Here is a 25,554-nt window from a genome sequence, read left to right as displayed (position 1 = left end):
ATGCATGAATGGTTATTTATGGTGACATAATAATCCCAAGCAATATGCAGGGAGGTAAAACAATGTCAGAAGAAAAGAATAATAACCAAGTTGAAAAGGAGAACCTATCCAGGAGAAAGTTCCTACGTAATTCAGGGATTGCGGTTGGCGGCCTTGCAGTTGGTGGGGTACTTGGGAGTGTTATCCCTTGGAACGCAGATACAGCAGAAGATAATCAGCAACAACAGGAAGAAACAAAAAATTTCAATCAAGCATTAATGTATTTCAACCAAGCAGAGTTTCGTACCATTGAAGCTGCCACAGAACGCATCTTCCCACAAGATGATAATGGGCCAGGAGCTCGGGAACTTGGAGTGGCCTATTACATTGATCACCAATTAGCTGGGGCTTACGGTTTTAATGCACGTGATTATATGCAGCCACCGTTTTTCCACGGTGAAAAAGAACAGGGTTATCAAGGAAGATTGAATCGCAGGGAGATTTACAGAATCGGAATTAGAGAGATGCAAAATTATAGTCACCAAAACTATGATAAAGGATTCACAGAACTATCCGAGGAAGACCAAGATAAAGTGTTAACTGATTTTGCAGAAGAAAAAGTGAATATCACAACTATTTCCCCTGGAAACTTTTTTCAATTAATGCGGTCGATGACATTAGAAGGTGTTTATAGTGATCCCCTTTATGGTGGTAATAAGGATATGGATGGTTGGAAAATGCGGGACTATCCAGGTAACCAAATGAATTACACAGATATTATTGAAGGTGAATTTAAAGAGATTCCTCCTAATAGTCTTCGCGACCATATGTAAATAGAGTCGAAGTAGCAATGGCAAGCATGAAATAGAAGCAACCAATGCACAAGAAAGGAAGTATGTTAGAAGATGGTTAAAACACTACCAAAAACAGATGTTGTAATTGTAGGAGTTGGCTGGGCTGGTGGAATTATCGCCTCAGAGCTAACGAAGCAGGGATTAAATGTAGTCGGCTTAGAAAAAGGCCGAGAGCGTGAGACAGAGGACTACTATATGGTTCATGATGAGCTACGTTACGCATTACGCTATGAATTAATGCAAGACTTATCTAAAGATACCCTTACATTCAGAGGGAATGAAAAAATACGTGCCCTCCCAATGAGACAATATGGTTCCTTTTTACTCGGGGATGGTTTAGGAGGGGCCGGCGTTCACTGGAACGGGCAAACATTTCGCTTTCTTCCATATGACTTTGAGATCCGCAGTAAAACCATTGAGCGATATGGTAAAAATAAAATACCTGCAGATATGACCCTCCAGGATTGGGGCATCACATATGATGAACTAGAACCATATTATGATAAGTTTGAAAAAATGGCAGGTATTTCGGGAGAAGAAAACCCTCTTGGCGGCAAACGCTCAGACAAGTACCCAACCCCTCCTATGAAGCATTCTCCTCAAATGAGGATGTTTAAAAAAGCCACAGAAAAATTAAAGTACCATCCTTATACGGTACCATCGGCTAATCTTTCAGAGGCGTATGAAAATCCGGATGGCATTTCGCGGGCTGCATGTCAGTATTGTGCATTTTGTGAACGATTTGGTTGTGAGTACGGAGCGAAAGCAGACCCTGTCGTAACCGTCATCCCTGTTGCAAAACAGACAGGAAAGTTTGACTTACGGACACATTCCTGGGTTAGAAGAATCCTACATAAGGATGGAAAAGCAACAGGAGTCAGATACACGGATGTGACAACCGGGGAAGAAATAGAACAACCAGCTGATACTGTCGTGGTAACCAGTTATGTGTTTAATAATGTAAAACTATTATTAAATTCTAAGATTGGAAAACCTTATGACCCTTCAACAGGGAAGGGCGTTGTTGGAAAGAACTATGCTTATCAAGTTGTTAAAGGCTCTGCAGTTGGGTATTTTGAAGACGAAAAGTTTAACAACTTTGCTGGGGCAGGCGCACTAGGAATGGTTATTGATGACTTTAATGGGGATAATTTTGACCACTCTGACGTCGATTTCCTTCATGGAGGTTATTTAGCCTTGACCCAAACTGGGCAACGTCCAATTCAAAATAACCCCATACCAAAAGAATCACCAACATGGGGGAAAGAATTCAAGCAAAATTCGTTAAAATATATCAATAAAACATTGTCTGTTAGCGCGATGGGCGCCAGCCTTCCATTTAAACAGCACTATCTTGATTTAGATCCCGTTTATAAAGACACCTTTGGAGATCCTGTCATCCGCATGACCTATGACTTCAAAGACCAGGATCGCCATCTTGCACAATTTACCGCTAAAAAAGCGGAGGGAATTCTAAAAGAGATGGGCGCAGATAAAATTGATACGATGAAAGAGCTTGGCCCGTACAATATTACGACCTATCAATCCACCCATAATACCGGTGGAGTGATCATGGGTGACGATCCAAGCACATCTGCGGTTAATAATTACTCCCAAATGTGGGATATGGACAACCTATTTGTTGTCGGCGCCTCTTCTTTTCCGCATAATAGCGGATACAATCCTACAGACACAGTAGGTGCGCTAGCATATCGGGCTGCTGAGGGGGTTATTAAATACCAGAAGAGTGGCGGGATTTTAGCCTAATCTTTAAAAGAAGGTAGGGAGAGCGATGTTATCAAATATAGGAATTCCAGGTTTAATTATTATTTTGGTCATTACCCTCATTATTTTTGGCCCCAAGAAACTACCGGAAATTGGCTCTGCTTTTGGTAAAACATTATCTGAATTTAAGCGTTCCACAAATGAGCTTTTAGATGATGATGACCAGGAAGCACCTGAACCAAAGAAATAATACAAAAACAACCAGGCATAGCGACTGCTGCCTGGTTGTTTTTTATTCTATTTTAAATCTTTCTGTTTTGGAAGAGAGGGATTCAGATGTTGCACTCAATTTTAAACCTATTTCATGGGTAGTCTTAACGGATTCTACTTGCAGTTCACTGCTCCCTAGCATCTGTTCTGCACTTGCCAATGTCTCCTGTGATACAGAGGAAAACTCGGCTGCAATTTGTTCCAGCGACGGTAACTGTTTTTTAATTCCACTTAATTCATTCTGCATTCCTCTTAATTTACTGCCGACATCATGGATTTCATTCAGTAATGTATCAAGGGAAACTTGTGAGCCGTTTGACATCTCCAGTGTGCGATGTGTTTTTTGAAGCATTTGTTCAAACTCCCTTGTTGCATGGTTGGTTATACTTTCCATGTTATGGATTGAAGTAGTAATCTGCGAGGCAGCTTGTGAGGATTGTTGTGCCAACTTCCCAACCTCCTCTGCTACCACCGCAAAACCTTTACCCGCTTCCCCTGCACGCGCAGCCTCAATCGACGCATTGAGGGACAAGAGCTTCGTTTGTTCTGTAATACCCTGAATTAAGCCAACTAGCTCACTGATAGATCTCGCGTCTGTTTGCAACTGTCTTACCGTTTCCGTCAATTGAGCAAAGTCCTTTTCAAAGCTATGTACTGTTTGAATTAGCTGAGACATCGATTGGTTACCTGCTTCAGCGGAACCGTGCATATCATCAGAGCTTTTGAAGACAGAATCCATGTTGACAAGCATTTCTTCCATTTGTTGTTTCATCTCTCGGAAGTTTTCCGCGCTTACCTCTGAACTTGCAGCAGTTTGTTCTGCACCTTCCTTCACAACGTGAATTGCCTGGTTTAACTCCTGGTTGGAGACAAGCGTTCCTTCAGAGGATTGCTGTAATTCATTCCCGTGTTTTTGTAGCTGTAACGTTGTTTTTCGTATATCGAGTAGCAACTGTACCATTTGCTCCATCATGGCATCATAGCTTTTTTTAAGAGAAATAAATTCCGGTAGGGTCGTGTCAATGGTAACAGCTTGCTGTAAGTCCCCTTCCCTTACCTGTCTCATCGCTTTCCGCAAGACGATTAACGGTTTTGTTAAACTGCTAACAAACAAAGCGATCAGTAATATGCTAATAGCTATACTTATCGCTATTACAAATATGGTGGAATAAGCCATCTCCAGAACAGGGTCCATGTAGGAAGCGACAGGCACTGCAATAACATAGGTACCATTGATCTCCTCCATCTCTTGAAAAGTAAACGTATAATCCTTCCCATTTACTTGTCCGTTTAGAATGCCATTTTGTTCTTCGATAATCTGGGAAATCATCTGCTCTGGTACAGCATGAAGCCCCTGGTCATCTGTTTCAAAGGGGGTCGCTTTCCCGTCTGTTATGTAAAAAAAGTCTGACTGGATCCCTTCATCAGCCAGCTTTTCTTGCTGTGTCCTTATATTGGCCACAAGTTGCTGTTGAAAATACGTCTCATCACTTACATATAGAAACTTTAAATTATCCGCTATATAACCCATTAGCTCTGCTTCTCGAAGCAAGCGGTTTTCAATGGTTTCCGTCGTCATATTTTTTGCTTTCACATATGAAACTGTTCCAACTATGGAAAGCGAGATAATGAAAATAGAAATAAAAAGGACGAGCAGTCTACTGCGTAGACTTAGCTTTGTCAATGCTTGTCTGATTTTTGAATAGAAAGTATGTTTCAATTTACCCAATGGTGCACCCCCAAGTACTCTATTGTAAAAAGTATATCAAGGGGGTATTAAGTTACTGTAAATTCTTTGTAAAGAATAGTTAATTTGAACTAGATACATTCAATTCTGCAAGTAATGGAAGAAGATTATCAAAGATATGTGTATTTTGCTTGTAAACGGAATAGCCACCATAGTACGGATCATTTGCCTCGAGATTCCGGAAATCAAGCATTCGTTTATACAGTCCATCTGCTACTTCCTTTGCTCCAACCTCTAAACTATAGAGGATGAGGAGGCTATAAACAGCGGGAGATTCGTATTCGACTGTTGGAACCTTCGTCTGTCGATTATATTTACCGTATATCTTGTCATTCTCTGCTAGCTCATTCTCAATAAATTCTAAAAACACTTCAGAGTTTTTCCCTTCCAAAGACAGCTGGTACGCAGTTAACGCCTGGTCGATCATATGGACTTCATTTTCGTAGATATACTGCTCACTTGTAGCATGATAGGATTTTGGAAAAAAGCCATTTATAACAGGTGCCTGCAATAGGACACCTACTGTAGCTTCATATATTGAACCCGCTATGAGACCATTTCCTTTCATCTGCCTCAATGCTGCAGTATCTATATAAGATAAGGTCAGATAATCACTATTGTATTGCATTCCTTTATCATAAAAATCGGTTAATATATCTCCACTTTTGCTATAGGTACTCAGAAATTTCGCGATTTGCTCTGCCGTTTTACCGTATGGATAGCTACTCTTTGGCCAATTTTTATTGGCATCCATCAGGGCGGCAATAATCCGTAAATCGTCTACCAACGCATTGGTGTACCCATCACTTTTACCCTGCTCCGTTAACTTCCAATAAACCATTCCATCCTGCTTAAGAAAATGATTAACCAACTGCATATAGGCGTTATCAAACAACTTCTTATCTTCCTTTTCGATTGCATAGCGCATCCATAATCCAAGCGATTCTGAAAGAGCTTCTCTACCTGAAACAAGGTCTTCATCCAACTGCTTGTCAGGCTTGATGTACGTTGCCAATGTACCATTCTCATTCTTCAACCACTTTACAATAAACTGTTCTGTAATAACGCTGTTCTCGATATATTTTTCGCCTTTTAGATTGATTAACACATTTATGACTATAAGAACGAGTATGATGGCAATAAATACTTGAATTAGCATTGTCCGCACCTCTTATCTTCTCCTAGTTTGAATGATTTCCTACTATGCAGAACGGTCCTTCCTAACTAGATCCTCCTGCTTAAACCGTTTTGTTTTATACCAGGTGACTTCTTGTTTAAATAGCACGCGCTTTAATTCAAGGAAGGTGGCATACACCACGAGACAGAGCCACATTTGTGAATAAGTAAAATACATAATTAGTACAACTGCTGTGTTTTTAATTGTCAGTTGTTTCTTTTCCATACTGAGTGCAAGCAACTCTTCCGTGACGAATAAAAGGAATCCTATTATTAAAAGGGCGTAAGAAACAATTCCAATAGTCAGCTTTAAGTCTACAAACAAGTTCACAATAAATATGGCATGAGATAGCATAACGCCCCCAAAGAATAGGAGATAGGTAAATAAAAAATAAAGAAGATCTACCCCTACCTTTTTATTTTTCAACTTGAGAAATTGAAGCAAAAATTTACCAATAACGTATATGTTCCCCCTCGCCCAACGGGTGCGCTGTCGCCACCATACTTTTAGACTCTCTGGCTCTTGCTCCCATGTGATGGCGGAAGGAAAGAAACGAATATAATAGCCCAAATTGTAAACCCGGAAGCTAAGCTCTGTATCTTCTGATAGGGCCTTATGATCCCATCCTCCAAGCTCATCTAAAATAGACCTGCGGATTGCAAAGTTCGTGCCTGGAATGGTCGTCATCTTAAACCAAAACCACCGTCCAGCTTGGGCAAGCCATTGAAAGGTGATCGTTTCCACATTAATTAAGCGCGTTAACAAATTTTTATTTGCATTAATCACTCGGAACTTTCCTACAACCGCTCCTGCCTTCGGATCATTTTGCAGGCCCATGGCCAACCAATAAATAGCATCTGGTTCGGGGGTATTATCTGCATCATATACACAGATCACTTCTCCTGTTGATTGGGCAAAGCCAATATTCAATGCCCCGGACTTTCCCTTCCCCCCATATGGCGGCTTCGTATGAATAACCGAAATAAAAGGAAAACGCCTGGCATAAGCCTCGACTATTTCTCCAGTTCTATCATTTGAGTTATCATTAATCACAATGACCTCTAGTAAATGTGTTGGATACTGTAACTGGCACATCGCGTCAAGTGTTTCCCCAATCACTACTTCCTCGTTATGCGCAGGGATTAGAACACTAACCTTTGGAAATGGGGTTTTGTTTTGTTGCCATTCTTTTTCAGATTTCTTGTAATGGAGGTAATGTAAATATCCTCCCTGCATTAAAAACATATGGTAAAAAAGCATTAACCAAATGAGGAACAGTGACATATACATTAATAGATCAGCCAATTCGACCCCTCCTATACCGGAGAGTTGTTCTTAGCACATAGATTAAAAACAGAAAAACTGCTAACCCTCCCGCTCCAACCATCCCCCAAGTTGATTTCACGATGAATGTTTTCACATGGTATAACGGGAAATCCCAAGAGGCGGAAATCAATCCTCCTTTATCAATAGAAGCTAAAACGCCACCTTTCCCTGTAGTAATCTCTACATTTTCTGCTACTACAGCATTCTCACTTTCTTTCAAATCAATCCATTCAATAGGCGGGAGCTTCTCTAATTCATCCAGTAATTCTAGTAGCTTTTCCTTCCCTAGGTACGGATGGTAGAATCCTGCTACCATGCCATCCCTTACAAGTAGATGTTCCTCTGCTCGCTTTACCATTTTTTCAACAGCATTGGGGTCCTCTGGATCTACATAGCCGATGGTTTCTGGAAGTAATTCCATCCCTTTTAAGAAGGTAGGTGTCGTAATGTATGGCACACCAGCCATAACTTCCCAGTCCTTATCACTAAGCTGGACTTGTCCCACATAAGTTGAAAAATAGTCCGCTGTTACACCGTATCCGTTCTGCGACATCGTGTAATGTGGGGCTTCAAAAGCCAGGGGATACAGACCGTAATTGGCAAGCTCCTGTATGCCTCTCGTTAACTTCTTATCAATATAGTTCTTTTCAAAAGCCTTTTGTGTTGCGACATAGTCGTTGTAAGCAGCTGTATTAGAAAAATCCGCTATCGTTTTCTTAATCACCGTATCTGTAGGGTCGTGATATATCGGCATATTGTTTTTCACATCCCAAAACTCAAAGCCCTCTCCTGTTTCTGTGTCGCGAAACTGATGGGTGTATCCGTGCATGACAATACTTCCCCCGTTTTCTTGCATATAGCTCAAGGCATCGAGTACAGCTGGATGGTCTGAAAGAAAATGCTGTTCTTTTGTATCTGGGTTCGTATAGACAGGGATAACGGCGATCATATATGGGATATTACGTTTCTTAAGAATGTCAGCTATTTCCATAAGTTTTATTGGGTCTGCCAGTGGGTGGACATCCTCAAGTCTTAAATAACCCTTCTGCACATAGGGTTCCTTCGTTTGAAATATGTCGTGCAACGTATCCGCAAATACGATGGAGACAGGTTCCTCTAAAGAGGTAGTAGCCAAATAGAAGTTTTGGTCTTTTTTGGCGAGGAAAGGGTATTGATAATTCGCTCCGTGTGAGGCTTCTATGATGATGGAGGCTTCTTCTGCCAACTCGACCAGCAGGATGCTTTGACGCCTAACTTGCAATACTTTCTCCTCAGCTCCCCATGTTAGCCTGGAATAAACGCCCTCCCCTTGCTGGTCAATAAAAGACATTTTCTTTTCAAATTGCTCAGCATTATATCCGATCACAGTAAATGTACCGTTAAATGCTTCTAACATATGGATTGTATTTTCAGGTAGTCGTTCCCTTACCTGTCCATAATAAAAAACATGTGTAATCCCCTCTAAATCTTCTTGCTGCAAGCTTTGACTATGTTTAAACACTATATTGTCTGTAAAATGGCCAATGAGCATATCGAGCAACCGTTGGTGATCATCCATTTTTTCACTTTTTGAAGAATAAACTACTAAAACGTTTGGCTTTGATTCCTCTTCTGCAAAAACAAGGCTCTCACTTAATAAGATCCCTGTAAGAAGTACCGCTAAAAGCAGACAAACTTTTTTACACATGCTTTATCCCCTTTCCAGTTCTTAATAAAGAACATTACATTCAAAAAAAATTACTCTGATCTAATACCTCTTCCTGCTCTATAAAAGGATAAGAAAACCACAAGCCCTGTTAGCGAAAATCCGAAACCTATCCAACCGAGATGGGCAACTGTCATACGAAATGTAGGCAGGGAGCTAGCCTCTTCTGACATTTCGTCATCTCTATCCTGATTGGATGGGATGAGTATAACTCCTCGTTGATCCGTTTGAATGCTGTAATCGTCCATTTGTACAGAATGCTTTCCTGCTTTGACATCAAGCCACGTGACACCAGGGATGTCTTGCATTTCGTGTACAAGCTTTTTAAGCTGTTCTATCCCCATAAATGGATGATAAAAACCACCAATCACCCCATCCCGGACAAGCTGCATATCCTCTATTTTCTCTTGCATTTCAGTTATGGAATCTGGATCATCGTAGCGGACATATCTGATTGTTTCCGGTAGTAATGTCATACCATGTAAGAAGCTAGGTGTTGTTAGGACAGGTGCCTCTGTCATCATTCTCCAGTCCTTGTCTGATAGTTGCACTTGCCCTACATAGGTAGAAAAATACTCTGAGATGGTTTTGTATCCTTTTTGGGACATTGCATAATGTGGTGCCTCAAAAGCAATTGGAAATAGTTTATAATCTACAAGTTCCTGGATTCCTGCTTCAAGCTTTTCACGGAGGGTAGCATGTTTAATAAATGATTCAGTATCTAGGTATGTTGCTTTCTTATGTTCTTCAAGTGGTTTGTTTGCTTCTTTATCCCAGAATTCAAAACCACTGCCTGTTTCCTCTTCACCATATTGATCGGCATAGCCATGTAGCACGAAGCTAGCACCATTTTCCTGCATTTCCTGCAATGCCTCTACTACATCTGGTGTATCTGAAAGTGTATAGATTTCTTCTGTTTTAGGATTTATATATACCGGGCTAATCGAAGCTAGGTAAGGAATGTTTTTATCCTTTAAGAATTTTCCAATGCGTTCTAGCTTTTTAGCATCAACCCCAGGATGGATGTCCTCCAGCCTAAGATATGCTTGCATCGAGGCCTGGTGATTCTCTGCAAACACTTCATGTAATACCTCAGAAAGAATATTGGAACTTGGCGAAAACAAATTAGCTGATGCATAGTACCAATATCTCCCTTTTTGAGTAAACAGTGGAACCGTTCCTTGCTCATTAAAAGCTTCTACTAATACATTTACATTCTGATCGTCTTGAACCATTACGAACTCTTGTTTCTCCACGTCATATTCACTTTGTTTATAGAGAATGCTAGTAAAGCTAGTGTTTCCTTCAACTGTCTTAAAGTTTGAGTCAGGCATTAACTGCTCTGCGTTATAGCCAATTACCACCAATTGTTGTCGGGACTCATTTATTAATTCAATAAAAGAGGAGGGGAGTTTTTCCTTTGTTGCGCCATAGTAGATTATATGAGATGTACCTTTAACATCAGTGGCTTGTACATCCTCGCTTCTCTTAAAAGTTATGTTTGTTGTAAAATGTCCAATTAGCATATCAAGTAGATGCTGCTGTACTTCTTCCTGTTCGTTATTTGTTGGAAGAACAACCAAAACGTGCTGCTTCTCCTCTTGCGCCTTTATGGAAAGGGGCTGAAATATCAAGCAAACACATACTGTTACAATAGTCAGTTTCCATAATGTTGAAACGACATATCGAACATTATGCACTGTAATCGCCCCCCTTTGTTCTATATAAAGAACTTACACTAACTTTATATAGAATGCAACCCTTTTTAGTCCTTTAGATTAGGGAAACAGCATACATTTATAATAGAGAGCTTATTAATGGACAATCCTCTTCCTAGAAAATAGAAAAGGCGACCAATCCATTTTCTGGATGGTCACCACTAAACATTCTACTTTTTTGTGATAAATTGATTTGGTTCGTCGCCGCCTTTTGAATTGCTGTTTTTATATTGGCTTTTTCGTCCATTACGATGTTCACCATGATTTTTGTTTTCCTTAAATTGGTTATTTTTCTCGTCCATTTGCACATTCTCCTTTTCTAGGTTTTTTTTAGTTTTACGCAGACTGTCATTTATATACACCTGGATAAATTTAGCTGTTAAAGTGCGTTATGTTTTGTTTTTTCTGAAATACAGTTTAAAATTAAATAGAAGAGTATAATCTTTTTGCATCGGAGGGTTGTTCATATAATGTCAATAGAAACAATGATTTTCTTATTTACTTCTATGTTGCTCATGGGAGTTCTAGCCACTAAATTCTCTACCCGTCTCGGTTTACCCTCACTAGTCTTGTTCCTCCTTGTCGGAATGGGCATGAACCAATTTGTCTTCTTTGAAAATGTTGAAATTACGCAATTGATTGGAATAATGGCACTTATTATTATCCTCTTTGAAGGCGGCACACAAACGAAGTGGTCGCAGATAAAGCCGATCATCGGTTCAGCAAGTATCCTGGCAACTTTCGGGGTTCTCATAACTTCAGCCATTGCGGGATTAGCTGCAATGTACATCCTCAATTTTTCCTTATTGGAAGGGATGCTTTTCGGAGCCATCGTCGGCTCGACCGATGCCGCTGCAGTTTTTTCTGTATTAGGAAATAAAAATATTAAACGCAAGTTAACTTCGACGCTCGAAGCAGAATCTGGCTCAAATGATCCGATGGCTGTGTTTTTGACCGTAGCTTTTATTGAGATCATTCAAATACCTGATAGTTCTATCTGGGCAGCCGTCGGTAGTTTCTTTTTGCAAATGGGCCTTGGTCTAATACTTGGATTGGCACTTGGAAAGTTAACTGTACTCATTATCAATCACATCAAGCTTGATACGGCTGGGCTTTATCCCGTGCTTGCTTTAGCAATGGCCTCGCTCACTTATATTTTAACTGATTCAATTGGCGGTAGTGGACTACTTGCTGTATACGTTATGGCTGTGGTTGTGGGCAACAATGACCTCCTTTATCGCTTCACGATTTTACGGTTTAACGAAGGATTTGCATGGATGATGCAAATTCTAATGTTTATTTTGCTAGGGTTGTTAGTCTTTCCAGGTCAGTTATTGGAGATCTTCTGGCAAGGGATTGCCCTATCTATCATCTTAATGTTCGTAGCAAGGCCTATTGCAGTCTTTCTCTCGCTGGTCTTCATGAAATACAGTTTGAAGGAGCAAGTATTTGTTTCCTGGGCAGGATTAAAAGGGGCTGTTCCGATTGTACTAGCAACATACCCTATTATAGCGGGCATAGAGAGTAGCCAACTCATCTTCAATGCTGTTTTCTTCGTCGTATTGATATCTGCTCTCGTACAGGGTAGCAGTCTATCCTGGCTGGCAGAAAAGCTTAATCTGACGGGGAAAGAGAAGGAAGATTTACTGCCGAGCCTCGAGATTATTAACTTAGGTACAACTGATTCAGAAATAATCGAGGTTGCTATTACTGAAAAATCACCAGCTGTCGATACCTCCCTGATAGATTTGATATTACCTGATAATACGTTAATTATAGGGATAATCCGTGAGGGGGAGCTAATCACACCTACAGGAAATTCTGTCATTCATATGAACGATACGCTTTACGTTCTTAGTCACAAAAAGAGTAGAGAAAAAGCAAAAGCCGTCTTAATTGGCAAAAAGAAAGAGAAGAAGCCAAAAGTTACAGAAGCATAATGTTAAGTATAAAGTGAAACTTCAACCAGTGGGGGTTTTCGTTCTTCCCCCACTGTTTGTTAGTTGAACGAATCGGGATGTTAGCGTCCGTTTACTCCCACTTAAACTTCACGGTTTCACTTCATGTTTTGAAGTGGGAGTCTTACGGACGGTTGCACCGGGATAACCGAGGCATTCAAAGGATTAATTCCCTTCGAATGCCTCTACTTTATTTTCGTCTATATTCTGCCTGAAGTAAGCTATAAACAACCGTATCATGGTATTTTCCCCCATCAAAATCGGTTTGTCGCAATATGCCTTCTCTTTTGAAACCAAACCTCTCCATAAGTCTCCTTGATCCTTCATTTCCTGCAAATATATCCCCAACGATACGATTCAATTTTAATGTATGGAAGCCAAAGTCTAACACAGTATCAAGTACTTCGGTCATGACTCCTTTATTCTGATATCCTTTTCGTATCACCGCGCCCATCTCTGCCTTCTTATGCCAAAGATGCAATTTATGAAAGCGGAATTGCCCAATTACTTTCCCAGTTTCCTTCTCTAGAATCACCCATGGGATTTCCCTTTTTAGAGCAAACTTCTCGAGGTACCTTGTGACTTCCTCCTGCATCGCAGCTTCGGTTCCAACTGGATGTGGGGTGATATATTTCATTGTCTCTTGATCCCCCATAAAGCGATATAGCTCTTTTGCATCTTCATTCGCTATACCTCGAAGCACATAATGCTCTGTCTCCAATACTGGTATTTCTTTAAGATCTATTTGATTTATCATTTCTTCCCCTCCACAAACTCATTTTTTCTATTTTAACAGCTTTCACTAGGTTTACGCCCCGAAAATACTGTCTCTTTCGATAATAGAGAGGAAAAGGGCATTGGCAGACATGGAATTATGTCATTTTAATGTTGATTGTCCAACAGTAAATCTGACATATTCCATAAGCTGTTAGTGAACTATTAGAAAAACTCGCATTCGCTCTTCTTTTAGCTAATGTATACGTTTTTCTTATACTTGGAACATTAAAATTTTAACTGCATCGTAATTGCTTCCCAGCTAAAATTTTATACTTTCCTAGTACAAAAAATGATAGGAGGCGTTCTTAGTGAAATTATATTTAGATCCCGGCCATGGAGGGAATGACCCTGGGGCACAGGGAAATGGTTTGAGTGAGAAGAATATTACACTAGATATTGCCCAACGAATACGTAGCATTTTGGTAAGTGAATATCGTAATGTGGATGTCCGATTAAGTCGTTCCTCTGATAGTAGTAAAAGCTTGCAGCAACGGACAAACGAGGCGAATGACTGGGGAGCGGATTATTTCCTGTCCATTCATTGTAATGCTTTTAACGGGAATGCTAGAGGGTATGAAGATTATATTCACAGCAATTTATCTGATTCGTCAAAAACCGCAGGATATCGCAACGTATTGCACGCTGAAATAACGAAAGTCAATCAGTTAAGCAATCGCGGCAAGAAAAAAGCAAATTTTCACGTGTTAAGGGAATCTACTATGTCAGCACTGCTATCGGAAAATGGATTCATTGACAATCAACAGGATGCTGCCTTAATGCGAACTGCTTCCTGGAGACAGCGGGTCGCTCAGGGGCATGTCAACGGTCTTGTAAAAGCCTTTAACCTTCAGCGTAAGGAAGATAATGCCGGAGACAATGACCAGTTATTCAAAGTTATTGCAGGCTCTTTTAAATCCAAAGCTAATGCAGAGCAACGAGTTGAGTCTTTAAAGAAAAAAGGAATTGACTCATATGTGGATAGTTTAACCATATCTGGTGTGCTGTGGTTTCGAGTCCAAGCTGGTGCCTTTTCCAATCGTTCAAACGCAGAAACTCAGCTTAATCGGGTAAAAAAAGCTGGTATACCTGATGCTTATATTATAAGTGAAAGCTAGAAATACCTCATACTCAGACCCGTTCCTGAGTCACGTACATTTTTGGAACACACAAAAGGAGGACAGTTACGGACTGCCCTCCTCCCTATTACGAATGTAAAATATATTTCCTAAATGCTTCTGCTACGCCATCTTCATCATGATCTCCTGTTACATATGTACACCGCTGCTTTACATCCGCTTCCGCGTTCCCCATAGCGATACTGATGCCAGCTTTTTCAAACATGGAAAGATCATTAAAGTTATCCCCCATTGCCACCGTGTTCTCCAACGGTACAGAAAAATAATCAGCGATGAGCTCTAAAGCATGTCCCTTACTTGCTTCCGGGTGCCCAATTTCAAGCTTTTGCCTGCCTGAGGTTGTAATCGAAATATCTGTTCTCTTTGTAATGTGATCTCGAAGTTTCTCTAATTCGTCTTTCTGAAAAGACATGACAAATAGCTTGTAAACTTGTTTGCCAGCAAAGTCAATGTCCGTGTATTTGGGGACATACTGCAGACCATGCTGCTGATACTGTATTTCTACGACCTTTTCAGCCCAGCTTGGATCATCCTCACCAAGTTCTCTAATTTCTTGCTCAAGCTGCTCTCTTCCATTTTCCTCGACCAAAATTCCGTCTTTCGTATAAATTTCGAAATACAGACCACTATCAATTAAAACGCCCATCATAGAATCAAGAACTTGATCGGAAAAGTATAAATTATGGATATATTCCTCTGCATAGTACGATTTTGCGCCATTCCCTGTAATAATAGGGCATGTAATATCAGCACGTCGCATTATTTCCCGCGTGTCATGCAATGACCTCCCCGAGGATATAGCAACGACATGACCTTCCTCCTGTGCTGACTTAATAGCTTTTACATTTCCTTCACTAATTGTGCCGTTACTGGAAAGAAGTGTTCCATCTAAATCAATTGCGATTAGCTTCATTAATTATTCCCTCCATTAAGAAACGGTCTTTCCCCAACATAGAAAGACCAACTTCTTATATTTTATCACTCAGAAAATACGGGAACAACTTTGCCTTCGCCGGTCACCCCTAGCATTCATATGAGAAGCAGGAATAAAAAAGGCACTAATAAACAGGTCAAACCATAGTGTAAAAGGTCATATTTTATACCTCTTTTAGCAACTCCACTAACGTAGGCAATCCATCTGTAAACAAGTGAGCATCCCCTTCAAGTTCAATAAATTTAGCCTGAGGAAAGTGCTTTGAATAACGTTGCATATGTTCAATTGGAACAATTGGGTCCAGTTTACTATGAAGAAAGAAAATATTAGGAACGTATGGGATTTTTTCTGAGATATTGGACTTGAGGATAAAATCTTTTCGCTGCCATTCTTTATTAATACCCCAAAAGGGTGCGGCAATGGAAATCAGTTTGTTTATCGGTATGTTTACTTCTTCTTCAGCCAAAAATTTAAGCAATACAGAGCCTCCTAATGAATGGCCAATTAAAGTAACTTCTCCTTCCACTAAATCTAGTGTTCTCCGAATCTCTTTCTTCCACTCTGCATAATAAGGATCCAAAGGTGATGGCATTGCTGGGTGAATAATATTATGCGTGTTAGCACATTCCTTTTTCAAATAATGGGCCAGCAACTGACTACCTTCTCGACCTTCCTGTGGACCCGCACTGTGAATAAAAAGAATTGAATTCATTCTCCCAGCCCCTTATTCTACTTCAATTAAATATGCTGTGATTTCAATTATTTTCCCATCTTTATGCTTATCCAGCTTATAAATATCACAAAAAGCGTACTTCTTATAAGCACCCTCTTCATCCATTGTCATCGTCCCCTCAATAACTGCCATTTTCCCATGTGTAATGATCTGTTTTGTATGATGAGCTATTTCCAAACCCCTCATTGGCTCCATTTCTTTTATTACGGCGTCCTTCCCTTCCATAGCATTACTCCCTACTATATTCCAAACAATATTCTCTGAAATATTTGCAAAAATCGTATCCACATCTCCGGTCATAAAAGCATTATTTATTCTTCTAAAAAACTCCTGATTTTTCGTCATATAACTTCCTCCTCCACTTTTCTTTCTTTATAATCCCACTTATCTTATTCATCTTCTTTATTATAATTTCCTGCAGTATCGGTAAACAAATTCCTTACGTTTCAAGCCAAACAGAAAAATGCAGGAAAAGTAGTGACCGTAGAGAATATTTATATATACCAAAGAGGGCAACAAAGTTTAAAACAAGATACTACTATTTACAAAAGTTGGGCAAGGTGCAATTACTTAAATTGAGGAGCGTGAATCAATGAAGAGTCCAATTAAAAATCAAATGAACACCGTGTTTGTCCATGTTAGTGACTTACCCACATCCGTGGAATGGTATTGTCGCCTACTTGGGCAAACATATATAGCAGCAGAAGTGATAGAACCAGTATATAAAATGAATATCAATCATTATACTGGCCTCCTATTAGACGCAGGTCCCAGCGGAGATAAAAAGCAAGTGTATCCATCGAAACACCCGATATTCAATTTCCACACCGAGGAGATTGAAAATGCTTATTCTTATGTAAAAGAACTAGGCTGTCACATTGATTCGCCAATAGAGCGGTATGGTGATCTGGCTTTTTTCACTATAAAAGATCCTGACAGAAACATTATTATGGTTTGTAATGCCTAAATAGAAAAACCTGTCAAAGCAAGCTTTCGCTGCTGACAGGTTTTCTGCATGCTATTCTTTTGTGAGATCCTTGGTACTTCTAACCGTATCGATCGGGCGTACCATTTTTTCGATTTCTTCCCTTTGCGGCTCTAGAAATGGAGGAAGTGATAGTTTTTCCCCTAGTGTTTCGTATGGCTCATCCCCCATGAATCCAGGTCCATCTGTCGCAAACTCAAACAGAATTTGTGGTGCTACTCTGGCATAGAGTGATTCGAAAAAGTGCCTGTTCACATAACCGGATGTTTGAAAACCAAAGTCACCCATGCGTTTAATCCATTCTTCAAGTACATTACGATCTTCTACACGGAAGGCTGCATGATGTACTGTTCCAAAGCCTTGAATTGCATTTGGCAGAACAGGGTTATACTCTACAACTACCTGTGCACCATTGCCTCCTTCACCGACTTCAAATAAGTGAAAGGCGCCTTCACTGTTAACTTCTCTAAATTGCAATACTTTTTCTAGCACCTCTTTAAAGTAATCTAGATTAGCAATTCGAACAAAGATGGGACCAAGTCCTGTGATGGCATGCTCTAGTGGTACCGGTCCATTTTGCCATGGTGTACCTGAAGCTACCCCCTCATTCTGTTCATCAGAGATTAGTTGGTATTGCTGCTCATCAAAGTCAACAAAGGATAATGTTTTTTTACCAAATTGCTCCTTAATCCCCGAATGCTTTACTTCAAGGCGATCAAACCGCTTTACCCAATAATCTAGCGAGGCATCATCTGGAACACGGAATGATGTTTTAAAGATTTCATTCGTGCCATGACTTCCTTTTGGAATACCAGGAAAATCAAAAAAGGTCATGTCCGTTCCCGCGCTTCCCTTATCGTCTGCGAAGAATAAATGATAGGTTTGAATATCATCCTGGTTCACTGTCTTTTTAACAAGTCGCATTCCAAGTACATACGTAAAAAATTCATAATTCTTTTCTGCACTGCTCGTAATTGCTGTAACATGGTGGATTCCTTTTAATTCGTTCACCATCCGTACCTCCTATATGTTCATTTATACTTAATTAATATATTCTTAATTCAATATAAATATATCATGAATAAAGAAGGAAGTCCACTATTAGGTTTCCCTAATACCTCGTGTATTAACAAGGTATACTCGGGGGTTTTATTATCCTGTCCTATGGCAAAATAAAAAATCTATTCTATTCGAATAGACTTTTATAATTGTGATTCCCTTATAAGTTGGTTCATAAATTCATCATAGTTTTTCGCATTGATTAATTTTTCTACAAGTGGTCTGCTGGCTACAATTTCCCCTAACGCTTCGTACATAAATTGGAGGTCCTCTTGGCTATTTTTTTTTACACAGAGTACACAAACAAATTGGACCTGCTTTTCTTTCCATTCTATTGGCTCCTGTAAGGTACATACTGCTAAAAACGTTTGGGATGATTGCGGTGTTATTGGATGAGGAATGGCGACCAGATTCCCATATGAGGTTGGTGCTACTTCCTCTCTTTTATAAATAGATGAAAGGAATGTCTCTCCTACTAGAGACCGCTGCATAAGTTGCTCGGCAATATAAGTCATTGTTTCTTCTCTTGATTTGAAATCCTTGTTCAGAAACATCAGGTCTCGCTTAAACAACCTAGATGTATTATTTTGCTCTTTTGCCAAAAAACGATCAATCTTTTCCATGTCGTTACTACTCAATACTGCATTTACTTCCAATATCGGAATTGGAAATTTTTCTCTAATTGGGATGGAACTAATAATAAAGTCAATCCCTTCTAAAGACCGCTTTTTCAATTTGTAATACTCTGTTGTGCCTACAACATCCAAACTTTCTCCAAAACGGTTTTTTAACCGGTAATAAATTAATTGTGCTGTCCCCAGCCCTGACGCACAAACAACCAGGCACCTTAATGGGCCTGAGGTGATTTTTCTCCTTTCAATGGCGGCTCCTATATGAAGTGCTAGATAGCCTATTTCATTTTCATTTATTTTCGTTTCGGTATGTTGTTCGATCACTAATCCTGCTAATATCCCTGCTTCAAAAGCAAGCGGGTAATTCCTTTTTATATCGGCAAGCATAGGATTACGAATATTCATGCCATATTTATACCGATTGATCGCTGGCTTTAAATGAAGACATAATGCCATCACCAATTCTTGATCATCCTTCACACCCAGACTTAATTCACTTTCTACTTTTTCAAGCATCTTCGTCACAGTTTCCAGGATCTCCGCTTCCATTACCTGCTCCAGCCTATCTCCCTTCGCATCAAAGGTAAGCATCTTGGTGCCTAGCAAATGGATGGCAATATACGCTGTCTCCTCTTGTGGGAAGGTGACTTGGAATTTCTTTTGAATACTATCTACAATATTATGAGCCACAACGTATTCCGTTTGTTCCTCAATCTGTTGTGTATCCAATCTGTACAATGTAACATGATTGCCACTCCTAATTCGTTCATAAGCGATCGCGATATGTACGACAAGATTTTGTATGGCAATATCAGATAACGTAATAGAATGCGCTTTAATCTGTGCTAAAATAATGTCTTGAATTGTATCAAGTTCTGCCTTCGTCAAAAAGGAAAATAGGGGGTCCAGGTAGTTAAACCCGTCCCCTTGCGTGCGATTGAACATAATTTCGGCAATACAAAATCGGACCTTTACTTCGTCCCCTTTTATCATCAACCCATGGTTTGGGCGGGAATCGAGGCTAATGTCATAAGTATGCAAAATTCTTTTGACATCCTTTAAGTCATTTTGAACTGTTGATTTGCTGACAAACAATTCTTCTGCCAAATCTTCAAGCTTAATATAAAGTTCCTCAAGGAGTAATCGAACCATAATAAAGTGGACACGCTCTTTCGGTGTCTGTGGGTGTACCTCATCCCTCGTGTACAAATACTCAGACATCTCAGTCAAGAAATGCCGAAAGAGCTGTTCATCCTTTATAACTAATTTATATCCTTTGCTCATTATAGATTCCACTAGAGCACCGTAATCTGCCAGTTCTATATTTAGATTTCGTATATCGTCCCTGGTGGTTCGAGTACTTACTTTATTAATAATTGCAAGATACTTACCAGTTACATAAGTTTCCGACTGCATAAGCTCCTTTAATACCGCTTTCATTCTGGAGTTCATGATCATGACTCTCCTCTACACACGTGCATTATTTCTTCATGTATACCTAAAAAGTTAACGGCCGTTTTACATTTCTAGCGTGCAAATGTAGCAATACACCCGTTTAAAACCCGTTATCTATAGATACGTCCTTGAACCACCTTGCACTTTTTTTAGGTGCTCTTTTCATCCTTTCAAGATCTACGGAGAAGAAGCCGTATCTATTTTTGTATGCATTCATCCAAGACCAGTTATCCATAAAAGTCCAAAGGTGGTAGCCTTTAGCATTGCAACCCTCTTCTATTGCCCTGTGCAACCATTTTAGATGCTCTCGAATAAATTCAATGCGGTAATCATCTTGGATCTCTCCGCCCTCGATAAAGCGTTCCTCATTTTGCACTCCCATACCATTTTCTGAGATAAACGACTCTATATTCCCATAATTTTCTTTTAAATTCATCATAATATCGTAGATGCCTTTTTCATAGATCTCCCACCCACGATATTTATTCATTTTTCTTCCAGGCATTTCGTATAGATCAAAGAACCAATCCGGCATAAACGGTGCCTCTTTATTTGGTTCATTCTCCTTCGCTTTGACACGTCGTGGCTGATAATAATTAACGCCTAACAGGTCTACTATATTGGCGCTTATTAACTCTTTATCCCCAGGCAGCGTTTCTGGCAGTTGCCCATGTTCTCCTAGAAGCTCAATTAATTCTTCAGGATATTTCCCTAATACCGCAGGATCTAAAAAACTACGATTAAAAAACAAGTCGGCAATTCGGGATGCCTTTAAGTCTGCAGGATGTTGGCTTCTTGGATAAGAAGGAGTTAAGTTCAAAATTATACCGATCTTTCCCTTTTGTCCTGGTAAACCATGAAAAACTTCTACTGCTTTAGCATGAGCAATAATCGTATGGTATGCAACCTGGACAGCTTTTTTAGCATCGACAATATTAGGGTAATGAAAATCATATAAATAGCCGCCCTCAACCGGAACAATTGGTTCATTAAATGTAAACCAGACACTCACACGGTCGCCAAACAGCTGGAAACATTCCGTAGCATATTTCACATATGCTTCCACTACCTCGCGGCTTTCCCAACCGCCCTCTTCTTGCAATTCATAAGGCATGTCAAAATGATAGAGATTTATAAACGGTTCAATATCATTATCTAACAATTCATCAATTACCGCATTATAAAACGCTACTGCCTCCTTATTGACCTCTCCCCGTCCACCAGGAATGAGGCGGGACCAGGAGATCGAAAAGCGAAACGTATTATGGCCAATTTCCTTCATCAGGGCAATATCCTCTTTGTAACAGTGGTAGAAATCAGATGTTTGCTCGGGTCCCACACCTTCAAAGAAACGGTTTTCTTCTGTTTCAAACCAATGGTCCCAGATATTCTTACCTCTTCCACCTTCATCTGCTGCTCCTTCTATCTGGGTAGCAGAAGTCGCACTTCCCCACCAGAAATCCTTAGGGAATGAATATTTCGTTTGTTTTTCCATTTATTATTCCTCCTACTGCACATGATGCATTATTACTTATTCCGGTAAATTTCAATAATTTCAATCGCAAGATCTCGTACAGTCATCGCAGTCATTAAGTGGTCCTGTGAATGAATTAGCATAACGTTGATCAGGCTCTCTTCCCCATTTGCTTCTTTTTGTAGGAGTTGTGTTTGATAAGAATGGGCTTTCCCTAACTCTTCCCCAGCTTCTTCTACCAATCGATCTGCCTCAGCAAAATCTCCCTTTTTTGCCTCCTGGATTGCTTCCATAACGTTGGATTTTCCATTTCCAGCAAATAGTATTATTTGAAAAGCAATTTCTGTTGTCGTCTCCACAAGCTATCCACCTCGAAAGTCTATTATTATCGTTACACGTTTACTTTTTTGAAATAATCTAGTAGCCTACTTAGTTAGCTTCTTTTCTCTCTGTCTCGTAATAGTTTTTATCCAAAATCTTTAAGAATGGCCACCATATGACGATTACTACCAGTAAGTTAAAGGCTTGTAATACACCGCCCTGCCAGGCATTTCCTGTAGCAAGGAATCCATTTAATATAGGTGGCGTCGTCCATGGAACAATAACACCAGCTGGTGGTGGCACAATGCCTGAATACATTGCAAAGTAGGTGATAAGCGTTACTACTACAGGTGCTACCAACCATGGAATTAAGATTAATGGATTCATAATAATTGGCAATCCAAAAATAATTGGTTCATTCACATTAAATAAACCTGCTGGCGCCCCAAGTTTTCCTAGCTCTTTTAACTGTCTACTCTTTCCAATCATAAAGATTAAAATAATTACTGCAAGCGTCATACCAGATCCGCCCATCCCTACTAAAAACGAATCTATAAATTGCTTGGTTATAATATTCGGTAATTCCGTACCTGCCTGAAATGCTGAAAGGTTTTGATCATTAAGCGTATACCAAATCGGGTCAAATACGGAGTTGATAATAATTTGACCATGAAGTCCGAAAAACCAGAAGACCTGAATTAATAAAACTGCTATGATCGTTGCAGGTAGACCGCTTCCAAGTACAGTCAAAGGCTGTTGAATAACACTATAAATAAAGTTCTGTACTGTCTCAAAGCCTGTATAACTAAATATGATACGGATTAACAAGAATACCGTTAAGGTTAACGTTATCGGAATTAATGCACTAAACGACCTGGACACAGCACCAGGGACACCCGCTGGCATTTTAATAGTCCAATCTTTCCCTACAAAGAAACGGTACAATTCTGCTGATATAAACGCTGTAAAGATACCAAGAAACATTCCTTCTGCCCCAAGAACGGAAGTAGGAATAACACCAGATACCCCATCCAGAACCTGTGGTGTCATAATTAAGAATGCGGCTAAGGCTACTACTCCACCATAGATGGCTTCTCCACCGTAGTGCTCCGTCAGTTTATAACCTATACCTATCATGACAAAGACACCCATAATACTTAATGTTGCTGCAGATGCCGGACCAAGCGCGTTTTGATATGCAGTAAATGCTTCTTCACTGATCATCTTATCCAGAAAAGGAAAGTTAGCAATTACGACAAAGATAGAACCAAAAATGATTAATGGTAATGCAACCATAAATCCATCTCTTAAGGCAGACAAATAACGATTATTATTTAGCTTATCTGCAATTGGCAATAACATGTTCTCTAAAAAATTCATGAACTTACTATTCATGATCGTTCCCCCTCTTCATCTGTTAATTCTCCATTAACTCTAAGGCCTTATTGAGGACAGCTTCTCCATCCACTCTCCCATATGCGATTGGGTCAATCACATCAAGCGGGATGCCGTGTTCCTCTGCAACTACCGTGTACTTCTTTTTCATAAATCGCATCTGCGGTCCGATTAATAGCACATCTGCTTTTTCTACTTCTTTCACTACTTTGTCCTGCGCAACTGCCCAAATGTTTACTTCTATTCCTTTCTCTGCAGCTTTTTCTTCCATTTTTGAAACGAGTAGACTTGTAGACATTCCTGCTGAACATGCTAGCATTATATTCTTCATGTTGATTCCTCCTTGTTTTTCACTACGTCAAGTATATTTTAAAAGCGCTTTCAACTGAACACATTGATTTTCCGTCATATAGCGGAAATGATTAAACGCTTTTAATTTAATAATGGCTTCAACCCTATATTTTAATAAAACGCTACATAGAAAAAAACTGCAGAAAGCCGTACCTCTATAAACTTTGCGTATGTATCATTGTCCTAAAGAAACTTTACCTTCTACGCAAAGCCTTTCTTTATTGAAACGTAAAAAGGTACCCATTAGAGGGCACCTTTAGGGATTTATTCTACTGGATATGTCTTTTTAAGAAAGGTAATAGACTGTGTAATGAGCTCTTTTAAGACAGTTACATCTATATCGTCCAACTTATTAATATACACACAGGATTTCCCGGATTTATGCTTGCCAAACTTTCTTAGCAATGCTTCTCTTTCTGTGTCACCGGTAGCGAAATAAAGACTAAAATTTGCCTTTCGAGGTGAAAAGCCAACAAGCATTGCATCCCCCTCATGACCGGTTTTATATTTGTAGTGGTATGAACCAAACCCTATTATACTAGTTCCCCACATCTTAGGTGGGTACCCTGAGGTTTCCGTGAAAATCTCCAAAAGCTTGTATGCATCTTCTCGCTTTCTAGTGTTTTCTATCTGTTCAATAAACTCCACTACACTTGCCTCGTTTTCCTTTGTTTTCTGCTCATACATGTACATACCTTCCCTTCCTTGGAATGTTATGTTGCCAAGCAATAGGTGACACTCATGTTAGATATTTTTATAGTAGCATAACAGCTCACTTCTTTCAGATTCCTTGCTGAGATTTTATCAATCTTACGTACAAAAAAACACCTCGGCTCAGTGAAACTGAGTCAAGGTGCTCATTTGCTTATTCTTTTACACTTTTGAGTACATCATCAATGATTTGAGAATTGGCGATAGGTCCGGTATATAACCAAGCTGAGTCACCAGAGAATTCATAAATATTCCCTTTTTTTACTGCAGGGATGTTTTGCCAGATTGGATCCTCAAGCATTTTCGATCCACTCTCACTGTCATCGTTTGCTAGAAAAATATGATCTGCATCTAATTCAGCCAATTTTTCCAAGGAAATTTCAGACCAGTTTTGAACCGAATCTCCGGAAATTTCTTTCACGACGTTCGGTGTAGTTATTCCTAAATCATTGTAAAGCACATCCCCACTAGAGAGATTTTCGTTTACAATGTAAAAAGTATCACTAAATAACCAAAGGGCTACGGCAGAGTCGGAACCGATAGCAGCATTGATTTCTTCTTTGGCACTCGCTGCCTTTTCTTCATATTCTGCCAGTACTTGTTCAGCCTTGTCTTCTTCTCCGAACACTTTTGCTACTTCTTCCAGCTCAGCACGCCACTCATTATTTTGCTCATTTCCCACTACATAAGTTGGTGCTATTTTAGAATACTGGTCATATTTATTTCCTTCTACCATTTCTGCTGAATCCATAATAAGTAAGTCTGGTTCAAAGCTTGCCACGGCCTCGTATGGAAGATCACTTGGTATAGTTGGAACGTCGCCAAGGTCATCCTGTAAATAGTCCTGCACATCTTCTCCATCACGAACGGACCATTGCGCAACAGGTGTTATATCAAGTGCTACTAAATAATCCTCTAGGTAGGAGGCAATAACGTTTTCCGGATTGGCAGGTATCTCCACTTCATTTCCAGCTGCATCTGTCAGAGTACGTGCTTGTCCTTCCTGCGTTTCTTCGTTGTTATCTTCCTCCGAAGCATTCTCACTACCTTCGTTTTCTCCACAAGCTGCAAGCAGTAAAACTAAAAATAAAATGCCGATTAGCACGAAACTTTTATTTAATTTCATTCTCAT

The 25,554-nt window shown here is 39.8% G+C and carries 24 protein-coding genes; 6 read left to right on the top strand and 18 right to left on the bottom strand.

The window, feature by feature from the left end; all coding sequences use genetic code 11:
• The first annotated feature begins 62 nt into the window (after positions 1–62).
• The 3 genes from AC6CHS_RS06935 (at position 63) to tatA (ending at position 2,808) form a co-directional block, all read left to right on the top strand.
• Positions 63–812 carry a gluconate 2-dehydrogenase subunit 3 family protein gene (locus AC6CHS_RS06935; protein WP_498235108.1) on the top strand — a complete coding sequence of 250 codons (750 nt, stop codon included), beginning with the start codon at positions 63–65 and terminating at the stop codon, positions 810–812.
• A gap of 72 nt (positions 813–884) precedes the next feature.
• Entirely contained in the window at positions 885–2,600 is a 1,716-nt protein-coding gene (locus AC6CHS_RS06930; protein WP_498235106.1) for a GMC family oxidoreductase, read from the top strand.
• Positions 2,601–2,625: 25 nt separating this feature from the next.
• A complete protein-coding gene (gene tatA / locus AC6CHS_RS06925; protein ID WP_106898196.1) occupies positions 2,626–2,808 on the top strand; it encodes a twin-arginine translocase TatA/TatE family subunit in 183 nt (60 codons plus the stop codon).
• A 42-nt stretch (positions 2,809–2,850) separates the two neighbouring features.
• Here the strand turns inward: tatA and AC6CHS_RS06920 are convergent, their stop codons facing one another.
• The 6 genes from AC6CHS_RS06920 to AC6CHS_RS06895 form a co-directional block, all read right to left on the bottom strand.
• Positions 2,851–4,557: a methyl-accepting chemotaxis protein gene (locus AC6CHS_RS06920; RefSeq protein ID WP_498235104.1), complete on the bottom strand. Its 1,707-nt coding sequence runs from the start codon at positions 4,555–4,557 to the stop codon at positions 2,851–2,853.
• 79 nt (positions 4,558–4,636) lie between these two features.
• Positions 4,637–5,734: a glycosyl hydrolase family 8 gene (locus AC6CHS_RS06915; protein ID WP_498235103.1), complete on the bottom strand. Its 1,098-nt coding sequence runs from the start codon at positions 5,732–5,734 to the stop codon at positions 4,637–4,639.
• Between the two features lie 42 nt (positions 5,735–5,776).
• The gene (locus AC6CHS_RS06910) at positions 5,777–7,057 is read right to left on the bottom strand and encodes a glycosyltransferase family 2 protein (RefSeq protein ID WP_498235101.1); all 1,281 of its coding nucleotides are present in this window, start codon (positions 7,055–7,057) and stop codon (positions 5,777–5,779) included.
• A complete protein-coding gene (locus AC6CHS_RS06905; RefSeq protein WP_498235100.1) occupies positions 7,050–8,765 on the bottom strand; it encodes a DUF2334 domain-containing protein in 1,716 nt (571 codons plus the stop codon). The genes AC6CHS_RS06910 and AC6CHS_RS06905 overlap by 8 nt, the downstream gene beginning before the upstream one ends.
• Positions 8,766–8,815: 50 nt before the next feature.
• Positions 8,816–10,483 carry a DUF2334 domain-containing protein gene (locus AC6CHS_RS06900; RefSeq protein WP_498235098.1) on the bottom strand — a complete coding sequence of 556 codons (1,668 nt, stop codon included), beginning with the start codon at positions 10,481–10,483 and terminating at the stop codon, positions 8,816–8,818.
• Between the two features lie 188 nt (positions 10,484–10,671).
• Positions 10,672–10,803: a hypothetical protein gene (locus AC6CHS_RS06895; protein ID WP_286162997.1), complete on the bottom strand. Its 132-nt coding sequence runs from the start codon at positions 10,801–10,803 to the stop codon at positions 10,672–10,674.
• 168 nt (positions 10,804–10,971) lie between these two features.
• On the opposite strand from AC6CHS_RS06895, the gene AC6CHS_RS06890 reads away from it, so the two are divergent.
• Complete coding sequence (locus AC6CHS_RS06890; protein WP_498235097.1) at positions 10,972–12,441, top strand: potassium/proton antiporter; 1,470 nt, start codon at positions 10,972–10,974, stop codon at positions 12,439–12,441.
• A 208-nt stretch (positions 12,442–12,649) separates the two neighbouring features.
• On the opposite strand, the gene AC6CHS_RS06885 is transcribed toward AC6CHS_RS06890, so the two are convergent.
• Positions 12,650–13,216 (bottom strand): GNAT family N-acetyltransferase, encoded by a 567-nt coding sequence (locus tag AC6CHS_RS06885; protein WP_498235095.1) that lies wholly within the window; start codon positions 13,214–13,216, stop codon positions 12,650–12,652.
• Between the two features lie 328 nt (positions 13,217–13,544).
• Between AC6CHS_RS06885 and AC6CHS_RS06880 the strand changes: the two genes are divergently transcribed.
• A complete protein-coding gene (locus tag AC6CHS_RS06880) occupies positions 13,545–14,351 on the top strand; it encodes an N-acetylmuramoyl-L-alanine amidase (RefSeq protein ID WP_498235093.1) in 807 nt (268 codons plus the stop codon).
• Between the two features lie 88 nt (positions 14,352–14,439).
• Here AC6CHS_RS06880 and AC6CHS_RS06875 read toward each other — a convergent pair whose 3' ends face one another.
• The 3 genes from AC6CHS_RS06875 to AC6CHS_RS06865 form a co-directional block, all read right to left on the bottom strand.
• Positions 14,440–15,285, bottom strand: a complete 846-nt coding sequence (locus AC6CHS_RS06875) for a Cof-type HAD-IIB family hydrolase (RefSeq protein ID WP_498235091.1) — start codon at positions 15,283–15,285, stop codon at positions 14,440–14,442.
• Between the two features lie 184 nt (positions 15,286–15,469).
• Positions 15,470–16,018, bottom strand: a complete 549-nt coding sequence (locus AC6CHS_RS06870; protein WP_498235089.1) for an alpha/beta hydrolase — start codon at positions 16,016–16,018, stop codon at positions 15,470–15,472.
• A gap of 12 nt (positions 16,019–16,030) precedes the next feature.
• Entirely contained in the window at positions 16,031–16,384 is a 354-nt protein-coding gene (locus AC6CHS_RS06865; protein ID WP_498235088.1) for a nuclear transport factor 2 family protein, read from the bottom strand.
• Between the two features lie 247 nt (positions 16,385–16,631).
• Between AC6CHS_RS06865 and AC6CHS_RS06860 the strand changes: the two genes are divergently transcribed.
• Complete coding sequence (locus AC6CHS_RS06860) at positions 16,632–17,006, top strand: VOC family protein (protein ID WP_498235086.1); 375 nt, start codon at positions 16,632–16,634, stop codon at positions 17,004–17,006.
• Between the two features lie 51 nt (positions 17,007–17,057).
• Here AC6CHS_RS06860 and AC6CHS_RS06855 read toward each other — a convergent pair whose 3' ends face one another.
• From AC6CHS_RS06855 to AC6CHS_RS06820, 8 genes are all read right to left on the bottom strand, one after another.
• Entirely contained in the window at positions 17,058–18,035 is a 978-nt protein-coding gene (locus AC6CHS_RS06855; RefSeq protein WP_498235085.1) for a ring-cleaving dioxygenase, read from the bottom strand.
• A 191-nt stretch (positions 18,036–18,226) separates the two neighbouring features.
• Positions 18,227–20,167: a BglG family transcription antiterminator gene (locus tag AC6CHS_RS06850; protein WP_498235083.1), complete on the bottom strand. Its 1,941-nt coding sequence runs from the start codon at positions 20,165–20,167 to the stop codon at positions 18,227–18,229.
• A gap of 103 nt (positions 20,168–20,270) precedes the next feature.
• Positions 20,271–21,665 carry a glycoside hydrolase family 1 protein gene (locus AC6CHS_RS06845; RefSeq protein ID WP_498235081.1) on the bottom strand — a complete coding sequence of 465 codons (1,395 nt, stop codon included), beginning with the start codon at positions 21,663–21,665 and terminating at the stop codon, positions 20,271–20,273.
• Between the two features lie 32 nt (positions 21,666–21,697).
• Positions 21,698–22,003 carry a PTS lactose/cellobiose transporter subunit IIA gene (locus tag AC6CHS_RS06840; protein WP_058949570.1) on the bottom strand — a complete coding sequence of 102 codons (306 nt, stop codon included), beginning with the start codon at positions 22,001–22,003 and terminating at the stop codon, positions 21,698–21,700.
• 70 nt (positions 22,004–22,073) lie between these two features.
• Positions 22,074–23,360, bottom strand: a complete 1,287-nt coding sequence (gene celB, locus AC6CHS_RS06835) for a PTS cellobiose transporter subunit IIC (RefSeq protein ID WP_498235080.1) — start codon at positions 23,358–23,360, stop codon at positions 22,074–22,076.
• Between the two features lie 22 nt (positions 23,361–23,382).
• Positions 23,383–23,691 (bottom strand): PTS sugar transporter subunit IIB, encoded by a 309-nt coding sequence (locus tag AC6CHS_RS06830; RefSeq protein ID WP_036577782.1) that lies wholly within the window; start codon positions 23,689–23,691, stop codon positions 23,383–23,385.
• Between the two features lie 284 nt (positions 23,692–23,975).
• Positions 23,976–24,398 (bottom strand): DUF1801 domain-containing protein, encoded by a 423-nt coding sequence (locus AC6CHS_RS06825; RefSeq protein ID WP_498235078.1) that lies wholly within the window; start codon positions 24,396–24,398, stop codon positions 23,976–23,978.
• Between the two features lie 178 nt (positions 24,399–24,576).
• Entirely contained in the window at positions 24,577–25,548 is a 972-nt protein-coding gene (locus AC6CHS_RS06820) for an iron-hydroxamate ABC transporter substrate-binding protein (protein ID WP_498235077.1), read from the bottom strand.
• Positions 25,549–25,554: the final 6 nt, after the last annotated feature.

It is taken from the genome of Oceanobacillus sp. GQ8, assembly GCF_059758495.1.
The sequence above is the reverse complement of the archived record's forward strand: the minus strand, read 5'-3'. Positions and strand labels throughout refer to the sequence as shown.

Bases quoted from the DNA above. Each gene is read 5' to 3' on its own strand.
- AC6CHS_RS06935 (WP_498235108.1), top strand. From the start codon at position 63: ATGTCAGAAGAAAAGAATAATAACCAAGTTGAAAAGGAGAACCTATCC.
- AC6CHS_RS06930 (WP_498235106.1), top strand. From the start codon at position 885: ATGGTTAAAACACTACCAAAAACAGATGTTGTAATTGTAGGAGTTGGC.
- tatA (WP_106898196.1), top strand. From the start codon at position 2,626: ATGTTATCAAATATAGGAATTCCAGGTTTAATTATTATTTTGGTCATT.
- AC6CHS_RS06915 (WP_498235103.1), bottom strand. From the start codon at position 5,734: ATGCTAATTCAAGTATTTATTGCCATCATACTCGTTCTTATAGTCATA.
- AC6CHS_RS06905 (WP_498235100.1), bottom strand. From the start codon at position 8,765: ATGTGTAAAAAAGTTTGTCTGCTTTTAGCGGTACTTCTTACAGGGATC.
- AC6CHS_RS06895 (WP_286162997.1), bottom strand. From the start codon at position 10,803: ATGGACGAGAAAAATAACCAATTTAAGGAAAACAAAAATCATGGTGAA.
- AC6CHS_RS06890 (WP_498235097.1), top strand. From the start codon at position 10,972: ATGTCAATAGAAACAATGATTTTCTTATTTACTTCTATGTTGCTCATG.
- AC6CHS_RS06885 (WP_498235095.1), bottom strand. From the start codon at position 13,216: ATGATAAATCAAATAGATCTTAAAGAAATACCAGTATTGGAGACAGAG.
- AC6CHS_RS06875 (WP_498235091.1), bottom strand. From the start codon at position 15,285: ATGAAGCTAATCGCAATTGATTTAGATGGAACACTTCTTTCCAGTAAC.
- AC6CHS_RS06870 (WP_498235089.1), bottom strand. From the start codon at position 16,018: ATGAATTCAATTCTTTTTATTCACAGTGCGGGTCCACAGGAAGGTCGA.
- AC6CHS_RS06865 (WP_498235088.1), bottom strand. From the start codon at position 16,384: ATGACGAAAAATCAGGAGTTTTTTAGAAGAATAAATAATGCTTTTATG.
- AC6CHS_RS06860 (WP_498235086.1), top strand. From the start codon at position 16,632: ATGAAGAGTCCAATTAAAAATCAAATGAACACCGTGTTTGTCCATGTT.
- AC6CHS_RS06850 (WP_498235083.1), bottom strand. From the start codon at position 20,167: ATGAACTCCAGAATGAAAGCGGTATTAAAGGAGCTTATGCAGTCGGAA.
- AC6CHS_RS06845 (WP_498235081.1), bottom strand. From the start codon at position 21,665: ATGGAAAAACAAACGAAATATTCATTCCCTAAGGATTTCTGGTGGGGA.
- celB (WP_498235080.1), bottom strand. From the start codon at position 23,360: ATGAATAGTAAGTTCATGAATTTTTTAGAGAACATGTTATTGCCAATT.
- AC6CHS_RS06830 (WP_036577782.1), bottom strand. From the start codon at position 23,691: ATGAAGAATATAATGCTAGCATGTTCAGCAGGAATGTCTACAAGTCTA.
- AC6CHS_RS06825 (WP_498235078.1), bottom strand. From the start codon at position 24,398: ATGTATGAGCAGAAAACAAAGGAAAACGAGGCAAGTGTAGTGGAGTTT.
- AC6CHS_RS06820 (WP_498235077.1), bottom strand. From the start codon at position 25,548: ATGAAATTAAATAAAAGTTTCGTGCTAATCGGCATTTTATTTTTAGTT.